Genomic DNA, 15,955 nt, shown 5'->3' with positions numbered 1-15,955 from the left:
CACATGAGGAGGCAGGCCATGGCCGTAACCCGGATCGCGCCCTACCGCATGCCCGGCGGGGGCGATCTGCCCAGCGCGGCGGTGCCCTGGCGCCCCCGTGCGGACCGGGCCGTCGTGCTGGTGCACGACATGCAGCGGTATTTCCTGCGTTTTCTCACCGCGGGGCAGTCCCCGCTGACCGAGCTGGTGGCGAACACGGCCAAGCTCCTGGCCGCGGCCCGCGGCGCCGGTGTGCCGGTGATGTACACGGCGCAGCCCGGCGGTATGACCCGCCATGAACGCGGGCTGCTGCATGACTTCTGGGGTCCGGGCATGGGCGTGGAGGAGGCGGACCGCGGGATCATTGACGAGGTCGCTCCCGAGGCGGGCGATACGGTGCTGACCAAATGGCGCTACAGCGCGTTCTGCCGCAGCGACCTGGAAGAGCGGCTGCGGCGATCCGGGCGCGATCAGCTCATCGTCTGCGGCGTGTACGCGCACGTGGGGTGCCTCATGACGGTGTGTGACGCGTTCAGCCGTGACATCCAGCCCTTCCTCGTGGCCGATGCCCTGGCCGATTTCTCTCTTCAGGATCACCTGATGGCGCTTCGGTACGCCGCGGACCGTTGCGCGGTGCCGCTGTCCACGGCCGACACACTGGCGGAGCTGGAGACTCAGCCGGCCGTGTCCATCGTTTCCTCGGCGGGTGCTCGCTCAGGTGGGTAGTGCGGGGTCATCCTGGCCAGTTCGATGCGCGAGCGGATTCCCAGCTTCCGGAAGATGCCGCGCAGGTGGAAGTTGACGGTGTGGGGTGAGCGGAAGACGTGTGTGGCGATCTGCCGGTTCGTCAGGCCCTGGCCGGCCAGATGGGCGACGGTGCGTTCGGTGTCGCTCAGTTCCTCCCACCCTGATGCCCGCCGGACAAGCCCGGCGGGCGCCGCCGGTCCGGCTGGCCCGGCGGGCGCGGCAGGCGCGGCGGGTGCGGCGGGCCGGGTGCCCAGAGCCTGGATCCGCTCGTGGACCCGTGCCGCGTCCCGGCGGGCGCCGAGGCGGTTGAAGGCGGCGTGGGCGAGGGTGAGATGCTTGTGGGCGGGCGCGTCGTCGGCGCCGCTGCCCGGGGCCGGCAGGCTGCCCAGATCCTCCATCGCCCACGCGCGGGTCCACGGGTCCGGGTGCTGCTCGGCGATGCGGGTGAGGGTGCCGGTGTCCTGGTCGATGAGCGCCTGGGCATGCTGGGCGCCGGCCGTCAGGACGGCGGCACCGGGATTCTCCGCGGCGAGCCGGCTGACGTGTGCGCTCAGCGTCCGGGCGCCTTTGTGGTCCTCCATCGCGAGCGCCTGTCTGACCAGCCATGCGCCCGCCCAGGCCTCTTCGGCGAACAGCAGCCGTACGCTCTGGCAGGGGAACCGCTGCGAGAACAATGCCCGCGCGGCCTCTGGTCCCTCCTGTTCGGCTGCCAGCAGCAGTTCCGCCCACGCGTACTGCGCCGAACGCGGCGCGGCCACGCCGGCGTCCAGGAGCGATCGGCATTGATGGACGTAGGCGGCCGCGGCCGGCAGATCGTCCGTGCGCAACGCGATCATGGCCAGCACCGACAGGGCCGGTGGCAGGAGCGGCTGCATCTGGGCGCGGTGTGCCCATTGCAGGGCACGCTCGGCCTCCTGACGCGCGGGTGAGAGCCGGCCTTCGTGCAGGTGCAGGCGCGAGGCGACGATGGCCACAGCGGCTTCGGCCTCCGGTCGCACGGGCCGGTGCACGGGCTGCCGCACGGGCTGGTGCATGTCCTGCTGCATGTCCTGGTGCATGTCCTGGTGCATGTCCTGCCGGGCCTGTTCGAGCACGCTGTGCGCGTGCGCGAACTCCCGTACGTCGGTGAGTTTCTGCGCCAGCGCCAGGCGGGGGTAGAGCCGCCACAGTGCCGGAGTCGCCGTGCGGACGGGCTGCGTGGCGGCGTGCGCGAGTCGCAGGCCCTCCTCCAGTTCGCCGTTGCTCCAGGCCTGGTCGGCCAGCACGGTCCTGGCCATCAGGGCCGCGGCGCTCACGGCAGGATGCCCCCCGTCACCCAGGATGTCCTGCGCCTCGCGCGCCGCCTCCTCGGCGTCGAGCAGGGACAGTGCGATGAGCGCTGCCGCCGTCGCGGTGTCCTTCGTCTCGGGTGAGAGAGCAAAGTCGCCCATCAGCTGGGTGGCGCTCGCCCAGGCTTCCCGTGGCCGCCCCTGGAGAATCGAGCGTACGGCCGCCGACACGCGCGCCTGGGCGGCGTCCGGCGGGCCCGGCCGGGGCTGGGGCTGGGGCCATCGTGGTGCCACGGCGCCCTCCACGGGGCGCAGTACGACCGCGTTCTGGCGGGGTGCCGTGGCACGCGAAGGGGGCCCGGGCAGGGCGGCGCCGTCGCGCGCCGAGAACAGCAGGGCGGCCTCCTGCTCCATGGCCGTGCGCGCGGGTTGCGGCATCGATGCCAGCACGCAGTGCCAGAACAGCTCCTGGCGGAAGATGAGCCGGTCGCCGACGCAGGCGAGGATGTCCGCGGCGAGCGCCTCCTCGACCGGCACGAGCAGCTCCGCCGCCGGGCGGTCGAGCATCCTGGTGACATCGCTGAGGGCGAAGCTGACGCCGAGCACCGCGCCCACCTGCAGGAGCTGGCGGCAGATTCCGCTCAGTTCCTCCATGCACCGCTGCACGCACGCCCGTACGCGAGACGGCGGGCCGGCGGTGCTGCTGTGCGGGGCCCGGCCGGGCACAGCCTGTGCCAGTTCGACGGTGAGCAACGGGTTTCCGCCGGTCGCCCGCAGGAGGTCCGCCGGGCCGCCGACGGCGCCGGTCGCACAGTCGGCTGCATAGTCGGCTGCCAGCAGCCTGCCGGCCCGGGCGGAAAGCGGCCGCAGGTCCAGGCGGCCACCCGTGGGGTATCGCTGTGCGAACAGCCGGTCGGCCGCCGGTCCTCCGGCGTGGCGGCGGCGGCTGAGCACCCAGGCGAGGGGCCGGTCGCGCAGCCGCGACACCAGCGTGCACAGGCTGCGCACGAACGCCGGATCGGCGTGATGCAGGTCGTCCAGGACGACAAGGACAGGTCCCCGCCAGGCACGTGCGCCGACGAGGGCGGCCGGCTCTGCGCCGGGAGGCCAGTGGTCGTCCAGGACGGTGAACCCGCGACGGCGGGCGGCGTCGGCCGCCTCCCGCAGCAACCGCGTACGGCCGCTGCCCCACCCGCCCTCGACGTGGAGTACGGCGCCGGCACCCGCCGCGACGGTGTGGAGCATGTGCGTGATCTGCCGCTCTTCCGCTTCGCGGCCCCGGAGTTGGTGAGTCATCGGTGTTCCGATCCACGCGGCTCATCCGTCGCCGCACGGGCGCCTGAGCTTGGGGCCACGCCGGTCGCGATGCTCATGTCGGGCCGGGCCGGGGAAACGGCGGGGCCCATGGCGCCGACGGCCCGCCGGCGGCTGGTGGGGCAACGCCGGCCGGCCTTGTCCTGGCATGCCTGGTTCATGCGCCTCGATCCCCCGTGAGCACTACCGTTGTGTGTGGCCGCATCGAGCCTCACAGGTGCCGGCCGCGCGGAACCATCGCCTGTTCACGTGGTTCACCGCACAAAGCCCACCGGGAAGCTACGCCATCGCCGCTCCGCGCGGAATACCGCGAATACGTGGACCGCCGGTTACCGGGTCGGGGCTACGGTGTGCTCGTCGGCCGGGTGGCCGAAGCGTTCGCCGGCGGGGAGGAACACATCAATGTCCGAGCGTACTCATATGGTCGTCATCGGCGGGACCTCGGGGATCGGGCGGCACATCGCAAAGTCGTTCGCCGCGCGGGGAAGCGACGTGGTCATCACCGGCCGCACCGATAACCGGGCCAAAAGTATCGCCGACGAGATCGGCGGGCAGACCCGCGGGCTCGGACTGGATCTGAACATCCCGGAACAGATCACGGCCGGGCTGGCCGATGTGCGTAAAGTCGACCGGCTGGTGCTTGCGGCGGTCGAGCGGGACTACAACAGCGTCCGCGATTACAGTCCGGCAGACGCGCTGCGCCTGCTGTCCATGAAACTCGTCGGCTATACCGCTGTCATCCACACACTGGCCTCGCGGATGACCGCCGACAGCTCGGCCGTACTGCTCGGCGGCCTTGCCATGCAACGGCCCTATCCCGGCTCCACGACCGTGACAACCGCCAACGGTGGCATCAGCGCGCTGGTCAGAACGCTGGCAGTGGAGCTCGCGCCGATCCGGTTCAACGCCCTGCACCCGAGCCTTGTCGCCGATACCTCGTTCTGGAGTGACAAGCCCGGCATCTGCGAGGCCGCCAGGGAACGTACGCTGACCAAGCGTCCGGTGACGATGCAGGACTGCACCGAGGCGGTCACATTCCTTCTGGAGAACCGCTCGGTCAACGGCGTCAACCTGGGCATCGACGGCGGAGAGTTGCTGGTGTGACGCCGAACCCGGCCGTCATCACCGACTGCGGAACAGCCTGAATACCTCCTTCAGTTCAACGCGGTCCGTGGCGGTATGGCGTGAATACGTGGACGCGTTGGCACTACTCGTGCGAGTAGTGGGCAGGGCGGTACATCGCGATTACTGTCGTGCCATGCGTCCGGGAATTGGTGTTGCTTTCCTGAAGAGGCCCGACCGTGTTCGTAACACCGCCCCGCATATCGCGAAGGCACGGTGACGGGCCCGGAAATCCCGCGCTCGAAATGACGTGATCTCAGCGAATTCACGGGAGTCCTGGATGCGTGAGTACGAGGGCGATCGTCGCCTCGATGGGGAGATGAGAGCATGACCGTCAGCTATCTCGGGGCAGCCGCGGATACGGCTGCTGTCGATGCCGCGCTCAGGGACTTCTTCGCCGGGCGCCGAGCCGGAGCCGACGCGCTCGGTCGGGACTTCGCGGCAGCGATCGCCGAGCTGGAGAGCTACGTTCTGCGCGGCGGCAAGCGCATCCGGCCCGTCTTCGCCTGGCTGGGCTGGATCGGTGCCGGCGGTGACCAGCGCGACCCGGTCGCCACGGCGGTGCTGAGCGCCTGCGCGGGGCTTGAGCTGCTGCACGCCTCGGCCCTGATTCACGACGACATCCTCGACGCGTCCCGCACCCGCCGCGGCCATCCCGCCGCGCACGTGAGCTTCGCCGAGCGGCACCGGGTGCGGCGCTTCTCCGGTGACCCCGACGCCTTCGGCACCGGCGTCGCCATCCTGATCGGGGATCTGGCCCAGACCTGGGCCGACGTCATGGTCCGCGCGTCCGGGTTGCCGGCGGACGCGCAGGCCCGGGTGGGACCGGTGTGGTCCGCGGTGCGCTCGGAGGTTTTGTACGGTCAGCTGCTCGACCTGATCAACCAGGCGAGCGATACCGAGGACATCGATGCGGCGCTGCGTGTCAATCAGTACAAGACGGCCTCGTACACGGTGGAACGCCCGCTGCAGTTCGGTGCCGCGATCGCCGGCGCGGATGCCGGGCTCGTCGCGGCCTACCGGTCGTTCGGCGCCGACATCGGGATCGCGTTCCAGCTCCGCGACGACCTGCTGGGTGTGTTCGGCGACCCGGCGGTGACGGGCAAGCCGTCGGGCGATGATCTTCGCGAGGGCAAGCGAACGGTTCTGCTCGCGACGGCGCTCAAGCGCGCGGATGAACGCGATCCGGGCGCGGCGAGATTCCTCAGGGCGAAGATCGGCACCGATCTCTCCGGCGACGAACTCGCCGCCGCACGCGCCATATTCGTCGATACCGGCGCCGTGGACGACATCGAACGGCAGATCGCGCGCCGTGCCGGGCAGGCCATGGCCGTGCTGGAGGCGAGCAACGCCACCATCCCCGCGAAGGATCAGCTCGCCGCGATGGCGGTCAAGGCGACGCAGCGAGGTGTGTGATGTCATCGGCGCCTTCACCTGCCTTCCCCGGCCGCGGTGCCTCCGCGGGTGATCCGGACGCCGAAGCCGGCCGGCCCGGTGCCCTACGCGCCCGCCGTTCTGGCGTTCGCGGATCTCCTCGACCGCCGGCTCGACGCCAGGGCGGTGTTCGCTCCCGTGCACACGTCGCAGAAGGTGGCACACGGCAGGGCGAGCGGATCGACGCGCTCGCCACCGGTTCAGCCTCTCCCCTTCTCTTTCGTTCCGGCACCGCCCGGGAACTGCCCATTGCCATGGCGGGGGACGGCCCCCCGCACCCCCCGGGGCGAGCCGACGCACAACGCGCAAACGCGGGCGGCCTTCGTGGGCCGGGTGTCGGGCCTGACCCACGCGGGTGTGCGCGACCTCGCTCGCGGCCACGTGAGCGGCTTCGGCGCGCGGCCGGCCATCGGCTTTCTCAGCTACGGGTCCGGCAGCGTCGCCGAGTTCTTTGCCGGTGCCGTCGTCCCGGGATATCGCTCACACCTGCGATCCGCGACGCATCGCTCTGCGATTACCCGGCGACAGGTCATCGACTGCGTCAGGTATCGCGAAATCCACGAGCAGTCCTTCCCGGCCGACGGCGGACACTGTCCCGTGCCGAGGGAAACCGCCGGGCAGGTACAGGTTCAGTCCAACACTTGGAGGACAAATGTCCGGAACTGCTGAGGCGGCAGAACTTTACTCAGCCATCGAGGAATCAGCTCGGCTGCTGGATGTGGCGTGCTCGCGGGACAAGGTCTGGCCTGTCCTGAGCGCGTACGAGGACGCATTCGCGCATCCCGCGACCGTGGTCGCTTTCCGGGTGGCGACCGGCGTGCGCCACGTGGGAGAGCTCGACTGCCGCTTCACGACGCATCCGAAGGACCGGGATCCGTACGCCTTCGCTCTGTCGAACGGCCTCACCACGCAGACGAACCATCCCGTCGGCGCCCTGCTCTTCGATGTCCAGGGACGATGCCCCATTGACAGTTACGGCATTGACTTCGGAGTCGTCGGCGGCTTCAAGAAGATCTATTCGTTCTTCACTCCGGATGACCTGCAGGGGCTGTCAAAGCTTGCCGGCATCCCGTCCATGCCGCGCAGTCTGGCCGAGAATGCTGATTTTTTCACCCGCCACGGCCTGGACGACAGAGTCGGTGTGTTCGGGATCGACTACCCGCACAGAACGGTAAATGTGTACTTCAACGAGGTACCCGCCGAATGCTTTGAACCGAAGACCATCCTGTCGATGCTCCGCGAAATCGGAATGGCGGAACCGAGCGAGCAGCTGCTGCAGCTCGGCCGGGCGGCTTTCGGACTGTATGTCACCCTGAGCTGGGATTCTTCGAAGATCGAGCGGATCTGCTTTGCCGTGACAACCACGGATCTGACGACACTTCCCGTTCGGATTGAACCAGAAATCGAGCAATTCGTGAAAAGTGTTCCGTTCGGTGGTGCCGACCGTAAGTTCGTCTACGGCGTCGCGTCGTCACCCGAAGGGGAATACTATAAACTCGAGTCGCACTACAAATGGAATTCCGGGGCGATGGACTTCATTTAACAGTCCGGCTCGGCGAAGCTTCGCGAAAGAGTGCGGGGAACCCGCCCGGGGTTCCCCGCACTCCGACTCGACGAAGGTCAGACCCTGGCCTCTTCCCCGACCCCGGCCCGGGAAGCCGAGATCGCCTTCGGTGTCCGGCGTCCGGGCATCCACCAGTTGGCCTTGCCGCACAGTTCCATCACCGCGGGAACGAGGATCATCCGGATGATGGTGGCGTCGATGAGCACGGCGACGGCCATGCCCAGGCCTATCTGCTTGACCGCGACGTCGGGACCGAGCAGTGAGGTCGTGAAGACGGCGATCATGATGGCGGCCGCGGCCGTGATGACCTTGGCGGTACGCGCCAGCCCGCTGGTGACGGCCATCCGGGTGTCGCCGGTGCGCTCGTACTCCTCACGGACCCGCGAGATCAGGAAGACCTCGTAGTCCATGGACAGGCCGAACAGGATCGGGAACATCATCATCGGCACCCAGGTCGTGATCGGCATTTCGGTGGGGAAACCGAAGGCCGAGCCGAGCCATCCCCACTGCACGACCGCGACCAGCACGCCGTAGGCGGCGCCGATCGACAGCAGGTTCATCACCGCGGCCTGCAGCGCGATCGTGACCGACCGGACCAGCGCGATCATCAGCACCAGGGACATCGCGATGACGACCCCGATCATCAGGGGCAGGCGCGAGCTGGTCTCCTCGGCGAAGTCGATCGCGCCGGCGTTCGGGCCGCCGAGGTAGACGTCTTCGCCGCCGGGTGCCTTGGGCAGCACGTCGTCGCGGAGCTCGTTCACCAGGTCCGCGGTCGCCTCGTCCTGGTATCCGGTCCTGGGGAAGGCCATGAAGGTGGCGGCCTGCCCGTCCTTGCTGACCCGGGGCTGCGTGACGTAGGCGATGCCCTCGGTCTTGCCGACCGCTTCGACGACGGGACGCAGATCGGCGTCCTTGGAGTCGAGCTGGGTGGCGAAGACCATGGGTGCGCCGTAGCCGGGACCGAAGCCCTCGGAGACGATCTTGTATGAGGTGTAGCTGCTCCTGTCGTGGGGCTGGACACTGGCGTCGGGCAGGCTCAGCCGCATCGACAGCGCGGGGACGGCCAGCGCCAGCAGGCCCGCGCCGGCCAGTACCGCGGCGACCAGCGGCTTGCGCTGCACCACGCCCGCCCAGCGCTCCGCGGGGCTACGGCGCTCCCGGGACGGGGCACTGAGGGGCTCGTGCCGGCGGGACGCGCGGCGGGGCAGGCGCAGCGAGTTGATCTTGTGGCCGGTGAAGCCCAGGAACGCCGGCAGCAGGGTCACCGCGGCGATCATCGTCACCAGCACGGTCACCGACGCGCCGATGGCCACGCCGGTCATCAGCCGCTGTCCCATGAAGACCAGGCCCAGCAGCGCGATGACGACGGTCGTGCCGGCGAACAGCACCGAGTGGCCCGCGGTGGTGATGGCCTTGACCGTGGCGCTCTCGGGATCGTCGCCCTCCTGCAGGCTCTCCTTGTAGCGGGTCACGATGAACAGTGCGTAGTCGATACCGACTCCGAGCCCGATCAACGCGGCGACGAGCACGGTGAAGTCCGGCGAGGGGACCACGTGCCCGACGAGCTTGATCAGGGCGATGCCGCCGAGGATCGCGACCAGTGCGGTCACGATCGGCAGGCCCATCGCCACCAGTGACCCGAAGGCGATGAACAGGATCACCGCTGCCGCCAGGACGCCCACGCCCTCGGCCGGACCCTGCTTGGGTGTCTCGGCCTTCTCCGCCTTCTCCCCGCCCAGCCCCAGCGTCACGCCGTCGCCGGAGGCTTCCTTGACCGTGGTCACCAGGGGCTTGACCGCGGTCTTCTCCACGTCCTTGTCGGTCAGCGGGATGGTCGTACGGGCGATACGACGGTCCTGCGTCACCAGAGCCTTGTCCTGATACGGCGAGGTCACCGGTCCGGTGATGGGTGAGGCGGCTAAGTCGGCGAGGACCTTCTCGATCTTCTGCCGGGCGGCGGGGTCGTCGATGCCCTTGTCTGCCTTGATCGCGAGAGTGAGCGTGTCCCCTTGCTGCTCGGGGAAGTGCTTCTCGATCAGAACCTGCGTCTTGGCGGACCCGGAGTCTCCGCCGGTGAAGTCGTTGTCGGCGGCGGCGCCGAAGCCGAAGCCGGCGAACGCCACGGCGATCACGCCGACGATCCAGGTCAGGAGGACCAGGCGGCGGCGCCGGTAACAGAACCGGGCTAGTCCCGCCAGAACTCCATCCGTAGGGGGAGCCTCGGTTGACATCATCTTCTCCTCGAGTCGTTGAGCGTGGCACCCCATACTCGTGATCAGGCCCTCCTGCGTCATCGTGCAGATGAAGGCACTACGCCGATGCGCTACCACGGCTGCTGTACCCCTTCCGCAGTACACACGGACGAGGCGGGCCATCTCCCGCTCTGGTCACCAGGACGCCCGGCAGCCGTCCGTCGACGCCGACGGTGTGCCCCACGATGCAGCGGCCCCAGCGGCGGGTCGGGTGCCGGCCGGGCTTCGTGTTGAGCGGCGTGCCGACCGCGCCGGCGACGGTGAAGCAGCGGCGGGCCATCCGGTCCGGGCGTGCGCCCGCCGGGACACGGCCAGGAGGGGCAGGAACCACAACAGGGGCGCTGACCCGGCACCATGGCCGGGTCAGCCGGGTCAGCCGGGCAGTCGGTCAGCCGTCCGGCGGGAGCGGGCCAGAGCCAGTCCGCCGAGGACCACGCCGATCAGCCCCACCACCAGGGCGGCGATGGCCCCGCCTCGCCCGTTGCCGGTGCCGACGTCATCGCTGGAGCCGGCCAGAGCCAGTCCGCCGAGGACCACGCCGATCAGCCCCACCGCCAGGGCCGCGATGGCCCGGCGGCCGGCGGAGCGCAGAGCCAGCACGCCGAGGACGATGCCGATCAGTCCCACCACCAGGGCCACGGTGGACATGCCTCGCCCGGAGCCGGTGTCATCGGCGGCGACAAAGACGTGTGCGGCCGCCGGTGTGGCGAGCGCGAACACCCCGAGCAGGGTGGCTCCGGCCACGGCGAGCACTCGTCGGACTGACATCGGGGCTCCTGATGAGCTCATGTCCCTCTCTTCTTTCGTACGTCTGGTTTCCGGGGTTTGGATGTCTCCTGATCATGCCGCCGGGCGCGCCGCCGGTCGTCCTGCAGAGGGATGCACTTCGCGCTGCCGCAGGTGGCGCATGCGGTTGCTGCGGACGCCGCAGGCGGCGCGAAAGTACTGCGTGCGCGGTAGGCGGCCGCTCATCCGTGAGGAGGAGTCGTTCCATGACCGGCTCCGTCGCCAGGCTGGGCCGACAGCAGACAGCAGCCGGCTGCCGGCGGAGCCGGAGGGCACCGTCGGCAGCCGGAGCCGGTAACGAAGGGGATCAGCCGCCGTTCAGCTTGCGCTGAACGAGGTCGTAGACCAGGTCGCCGATCTGCGGCGCGTACTGGGCCGCGGCCTTTGTCGAGGACGGGAAATTCTCACCGCCCCAGACCCGGCTCTCCCCACAGTCTCCGGCGAATTCGGTCAAGTTGCTCCAGTGCAGGGTGATGTCACTGGCCGGGGTGACTCCCGGTTCGACGAGCGAGGAGCCCTTGGCAGCGGGAACGGAGATGTCGACCTTGTCGCCGAAGGAACGTCGTGCCTGCTGGGCGAAGGCAAGGCAGAGTGCGGAAGTGGCAGAGGGGTACTCGGGGTAGTTGGCAGCAGCGTTGCTGTTCAGGTAGCTCTGCCATTCGTCTCCGGTGATGTCGCTGACGGTGCCCTTCCCGGGCCCCGCCCATGCCGTTATGTTCTTCTTTCCGTACAGGTGACGGATCGCACTGAACGGCCGCACCGAGTCGTACTTGCGTTTGAAGTGCCACGTGGCGACGGTGGTATCAAAAAGGGTCATGACGGACCTGGTGACGTACTGAACGGTCTTCTCGGTGTCGTAGTTGCCGCCTACGTTCACCTTGACGGCGACGGCCCCGTAGGTCCGAACCTTGTCATTGAAGAACTCCGCGGTCATCTTCTGACGGTCGGTCAGGCTCGCCGATGCTTTCAGGACCTCGTCGGCCTGACGCTGGTAGGTCTTGTGATTGCGGTGGTTGCTCCTGGCCGGAGGGGAGACCTCGAACTGTGCGGGACTCCTGTACGAGAACGGCGTCATGCGGCCGAACTGGGGAGTCGCGAACTGCTGGGCCCTGAAGACGGCCATTTCCTTTGAGGTCGTGTTCGAGCCCACGTTCGGCTGCCAGCGGGAGGGGTTACGGAGCTCGTCAGCACTGTTGACCGGCTTGTAGCCCGTGTAGTCGGCGTAGGGCTCCTGGTTGTACTTGCGGCCGCCTTCATCACCTTCCCGGTTGGAGGCGTCATTCTCTCTTGCCGCCATGGCGTTCTTGGCGGCAAGAATGCCTATGCCGCTTGGAGTGGCCGGGTCTTCCTTCGTGTTGCCGGGGTCGAGACCCGCCGCTGCCATCATCTCAAGCCACCTGGACTTGTATTCCGGGAGGATCGCGTTGAGCGAGGTGAAGGCGGAGTAGAGGACAGCGATGTTCTTGTTGCGCGCCGTGCGTTCCTCTGCCGGGCGGCGGCCGAGGTTCGAAAAGATGCCCACCGCCTTCGGGTGGTACGCGGCCAGGGCGTCGAACCACGGCAGTTCTATCAGCATGGCGCGATCCACGGTCAGCGTCAGCCGGCCCAGGCTCTCCGTGCGCGACACGGTGTCGAACCTTGGATAGATGACTTCGAGCAGGGCGTTCCCGCGGTCGAGGTCGAAGGTTGCCGCCTGCTGCGAGGACGCCGGCACGGCACTGGTCAGTGATCCCACCAGGGCCGCCGCGGTGGCGATGGTCACCGCGTACCCTGAGCGCCGATTCCGCGGCCGCCTGAAATTCGTCACCGAAAATTCTCCTTTCGATCGGCTTTCCACGTCCTGAAGCGATGACAGCGGAAAGAATCAGGGTCTTTCGCGGACGAGCAAACACTTTTGACGGAACGGGTCCGGCCGGCCCTGCCACTCGTGTGTCACCAAGTATTGTCAGTGCAGCCGCGCTCTGCTCATCGCATGATTCCGCGCGCAAGTACGCTCTCCCGAGGAGCTGTTCATCATGGCCGCAAGGGAGGGGTTGCGCCTCTGCCAAAATGAGATTAGCGGATTCGCTTCGCCTCATCCACTACTCGATCGAGTAGCAGACACTACCCACCCTGGAGCCCTGGCGGATGCTGCTCACGGGTGAGGCCCTCCGGCAATAACGCGGAGGGGAAAGGCGTGTTGCTTTCCGGGGACGGAAATGGCGCACCGGCTCCTACCGCCCGGTCGCGCCGGAACAATACTGGGATCAGCCGCCGTTCAGCTTGCGCTGAACGAACTCGTAGCTCAGGTCGCCTATCTGCGGCGCGTACTGGGACGAGGCCTCAATTGCGGAAGGGAAGTTCTCGCCGCCCCAGACCCTGCTCCTGCCGCAGTCTCCGGCAAAATCAGTCCAGTTGCTCCAGCGCAGCGTGATGTCACTGGCCGGGGTCACTCCCGGCTCAATGAGCGAGGAACCCCTGGCGATGGGCGCGGAGATGTCGATCTCGTCAGTGCCGGTGAAACGTCGTACTTGCTGGGCGAAGGCAAGGCAGAGCGAGGAAGAGGCGGAAGGATATTCGGGGTGGTCGGCAGCGTACATGTTCAGATAGCTCTGCCATTCGTCTCCGGTGATGTCGCTGACGGTGCCCTTCCCGGGCCCGCCCCATGCCGTTATCTTCTTCTTCCCGTACAGGTGGCGGATCGCACTGAACGGCCGCACCGAATCGTACTTGCGTTTGAAGTGCCATGTGGCGATGGTGACATCGACAAAGGCCACGTCGGAGCTGGTGATGTAGTGAACCAGCTTCTCGGTATCGTAGTTGCGCTCTCTGACCACCGAATTACCGGCGATGCTCCCGAGGCTCCAGGATTTGTCATTGAAAAGCTCGGCGGTCATCTTCTGGCGGTCGTTCAGGCTCGCCGATGTTTTCAGCGCCTCGTCGGCCTGACGCTGGTAGGTCTGGTGATCGTGGTGGTTGCTCCTGGCCGGAGGAGAGACCTCGAACCGTGTGGGACTGTCGTAGGAGAACGGCTTCACGCGGCCGAACTGGGGAGTCGCGAACTGCTGGACCCTGAAGACGGCCTTTTCCTTTGAGGTCGCGTTCGAGGTCACGTTCGGCTGCCAGCGGGACGGGTTACGGAGGCGGTATGCACTGTTGACCGGCCGGTAGCCCGTGTAGTCGGCGTAGGGCTGCCGGTTGTACGTACGGCCGCCTTCATCACCTTCCCGGTTGGAACCGTCATTTTCTCTCGCCGCCATGGCGTTCTTGGCGGCAAGAATGCCTATACCGCTTGGAGTGGCCGGGTCTTCCTCGGTGTTGTCAGGATCGAGACCCGCCGATTCCATCATGTCAAGCCATCTGGACTTGTATTGCGGGTAGACCACGTTGAGCGAGGTGAAGGCGGAGTAGATGACGGCGATGTTCTTGTTGCGCGTCGTGTGTTCCTCTGCCGGGCGGCGGCCGAGGTCCGAGAAGATGCCCACCGCCTTCGGGTGATAAGGAGCCAGGGCGTCGAACCACGGCATTTCTATGAACATGGCGGTTTCCACGGTCAACGACACGGGACGGCCGAGGCTCTCCTCGCGCGACACTCGCTGGAACTTTGGAAAGACGACTTCGATCAGGCCGTTGCCGCGATCGAAGTCGAAGCCTTCCGTCTTTTGCGGGGGCGCCGGCGCGGCGCTGGTCAGCGATCCCACCAGGGCCGCCGCGGTGGCGATGGTCACCGCGTACCTCAGGCGCCGACTCCGCAGCCACCTCAGATGCGTCACCGGAATTCTCCTTTCGTGGGAAGAGCCGGGTCCGGCTCCGTCCGGCCCGGGGCACACCCGGGCCTTCAGTGGGCCCGGGGCGGTTCACACAGCGCCTCGTACGCGCTGGATCACGGCGGCCGGGTCGGCGGGGGCCGTGTTCCCGCGCCAGGCCACATGATGGTCGGGCCTGAGAAGGACAAGGTCGCGTTCCCATGCCTGCCGGGCGCCGGCGTCGCTGACCACGCTGTGGCTGACCGGCAGACCTTGAGCGGCTGCCGCTTTGAGGAGCGCGTCGGCGCTGTGGTCGCCGGCGAAGTCGATGAGCGTGAAGGACGGGGCGAAGCGGTCATACAGGGGTGTGCCGTCGTCGAGGAGGAGGCTGGGCGGGCGGCTTCCGGGCCGGGTCGTCGGTGTGTAGTGCCGGGGGCTCCACGGGGGTTGGGGTGCGTCCTCGTGGCAGATGACGGGTGAGTCGTGGTAGCGGTAGTCCCGCTCGATTCCCGTGTACTCGTTCTCGCCCCGCTCGGCGTCGAGGAGGGATGCGACGGCCTGGAGCGGGGCGCCCTCGCGCAGCAGTGTCCCCGCCTTGAGGTGCACGCCGAGGTGCCGGTGTGAGGTGTGCATGTTGCGCAGGCCCACCGGGTGGCGTTCGGCCTCGTAGCTGTCGAGCAGAGCGGGGCCGCCGAAGCCCCGCACGAGGGCGGCGGTCTTCCAGGCCGCGTCGACCGCGTCGCCGATGCCCGTATTCATTCCGTAGGCGCCGGTGGGGAACATGCGGTGCGCGGAGTCGCCGGCGAGGAGGACCCGTCCGGCGCGGTAATGGTCTGCGATCATGAAGCCGGGGCGCCAGCGGGAGGTCAGCAGCACTTCGTCGATCTTCAGGTCCGTGCGCATCGTCTCGCGCAGGAATGCCGCCGGATCGGCTGGTGGTGTGTCGAATTCGGATGGTTCCATGCCGTTGACATGCGCGGTCCAGGTGTCCGCCTCGTCCTGGGCGATGATGATGTATCTGAAGGCGAAGTAGTGCCAGAACCGCCCGTGCCGGTGCAGGGTGTCCAGATCGCGGCTCTTGAAGTGCACCATGAAGGCGCCCGGCAGCCCGGGTACGCCGAAGCTGACCTGGCCGATGCCCACCGCCGTGCGGACCTGGCTGGAGGCGCCGTCGCAGCCGATCACGTACCCGGATCGCAGCGGGATGTGATCGCCGGTCACCACATTGGCCAGGTGGCTGGTCACCACGTCGTCGTCCTGGGTGAGGGAGTCGAACCGCAGGCCGCAGCGCAGGTCGATGAGGGGGTTGCGCCGGCAGTGGGCGCGCAGGACCCGCTCCAGATCGATCTGGGAGATTCGCTGGCTGGGCTCGGCGGGCTGGGTGCCGTCGTTGTGTTCGGTGATGCGCCGCCACTGTTGGGACACCGAGGGAAGTGGCCACGTGGTGATCGGTTCACCGGCCAGGCCGGTGGACCAGATCACGTCGGCCGGGTGCTCGGGCCCGACGCCGGCGGAGCGGACGTCGTCGGCGATGCCGAGTTGGCGGAAGAACTCCATGCTGCGGGAGTTGACGTAGTCGAGCTTGGGATGGTCGGACGTCGTGAAGCCCTGGTCGGCGAGAGTGCAGGCGACGCCGTGGCGGGCGAGCACCAGAGCGGCGACCATGCCGACGGGGCCCGCGCCCACGACCAGAACCGGTACCGGATCCACGATTGCCTCCCGAGGGGGGTGTGGGGCGGTGGGACCGCCCCACACCGTTCG

Annotated in this window: 10 protein-coding genes; 4 read left to right on the top strand and 6 right to left on the bottom strand. The window is 68.1% G+C overall.

Going from position 1 to position 15,955, the window contains the following annotated elements:
- Positions 1 to 18 precede the first annotated feature (18 nt).
- Positions 19 to 705 (top strand): isochorismatase family protein, encoded by a 687-nt coding sequence (locus tag ACIHCQ_RS17880; RefSeq protein ID WP_399662967.1) that lies wholly within the window; start codon positions 19 to 21, stop codon positions 703 to 705.
- Here ACIHCQ_RS17880 and ACIHCQ_RS17875 read toward each other — a convergent pair.
- Positions 654 to 3,290 (bottom strand): BREX system ATP-binding domain-containing protein, encoded by a 2,637-nt coding sequence (locus ACIHCQ_RS17875; protein WP_399662965.1) that lies wholly within the window; start codon positions 3,288 to 3,290, stop codon positions 654 to 656. The two genes, ACIHCQ_RS17880 and ACIHCQ_RS17875, sit on opposite strands and share 52 nt — an antisense overlap.
- Before the next feature lie 420 nt (positions 3,291 to 3,710).
- Between ACIHCQ_RS17875 and ACIHCQ_RS17870 the strand changes: the two genes are divergently transcribed.
- The 3 genes from ACIHCQ_RS17870 (at position 3,711) to ACIHCQ_RS17860 (ending at position 7,407) form a co-directional block, all read left to right on the top strand.
- On the top strand, positions 3,711 to 4,412 hold the full coding sequence (locus tag ACIHCQ_RS17870) for an SDR family NAD(P)-dependent oxidoreductase (protein ID WP_399662963.1): 702 nt from the start codon (positions 3,711 to 3,713) through the stop codon (positions 4,410 to 4,412).
- Between the two features lie 345 nt (positions 4,413 to 4,757).
- Positions 4,758 to 5,846 (top strand): polyprenyl synthetase family protein, encoded by a 1,089-nt coding sequence (locus ACIHCQ_RS17865; RefSeq protein WP_399662960.1) that lies wholly within the window; start codon positions 4,758 to 4,760, stop codon positions 5,844 to 5,846.
- A 670-nt stretch (positions 5,847 to 6,516) separates the two neighbouring features.
- The gene (locus tag ACIHCQ_RS17860) at positions 6,517 to 7,407 is read left to right on the top strand and encodes an aromatic prenyltransferase (RefSeq protein ID WP_399662958.1); all 891 of its coding nucleotides are present in this window, start codon (positions 6,517 to 6,519) and stop codon (positions 7,405 to 7,407) included.
- 77 nt (positions 7,408 to 7,484) lie between these two features.
- On the opposite strand, the gene ACIHCQ_RS17855 is transcribed toward ACIHCQ_RS17860, so the two are convergent.
- The 5 genes from ACIHCQ_RS17855 to ACIHCQ_RS17835 all read right to left on the bottom strand — a co-directional run bounded on the left by ACIHCQ_RS17855 (position 7,485) and on the right by ACIHCQ_RS17835 (position 15,904).
- On the bottom strand, positions 7,485 to 9,662 hold the full coding sequence (locus ACIHCQ_RS17855; protein ID WP_399662956.1) for an MMPL family transporter: 2,178 nt from the start codon (positions 9,660 to 9,662) through the stop codon (positions 7,485 to 7,487).
- 393 nt (positions 9,663 to 10,055) lie between these two features.
- Positions 10,056 to 10,451: a DUF6223 family protein gene (locus ACIHCQ_RS17850; RefSeq protein ID WP_399662954.1), complete on the bottom strand. Its 396-nt coding sequence runs from the start codon at positions 10,449 to 10,451 to the stop codon at positions 10,056 to 10,058.
- Between the two features lie 325 nt (positions 10,452 to 10,776).
- Complete coding sequence (locus tag ACIHCQ_RS17845; protein WP_399662952.1) at positions 10,777 to 12,231, bottom strand: DUF6851 domain-containing protein; 1,455 nt, start codon at positions 12,229 to 12,231, stop codon at positions 10,777 to 10,779.
- Between the two features lie 484 nt (positions 12,232 to 12,715).
- Entirely contained in the window at positions 12,716 to 14,176 is a 1,461-nt protein-coding gene (locus ACIHCQ_RS17840; protein WP_399662950.1) for a DUF6851 domain-containing protein, read from the bottom strand.
- Positions 14,177 to 14,305: 129 nt separating this feature from the next.
- Positions 14,306 to 15,904: an FAD-dependent monooxygenase gene (locus ACIHCQ_RS17835; protein ID WP_399662948.1), complete on the bottom strand. Its 1,599-nt coding sequence runs from the start codon at positions 15,902 to 15,904 to the stop codon at positions 14,306 to 14,308.
- Positions 15,905 to 15,955: the final 51 nt, after the last annotated feature.

Origin of the sequence: Streptomyces sp. NPDC052236, assembly GCF_044548015.1 — a bacterium.
In the GTDB taxonomy this organism is placed as follows: Bacteria; Actinomycetota; Actinomycetes; order Streptomycetales; family Streptomycetaceae; genus Streptomyces.
The sequence above is the reverse complement of the archived record's forward strand: the minus strand, read 5'-3'. Positions and strand labels throughout refer to the sequence as shown.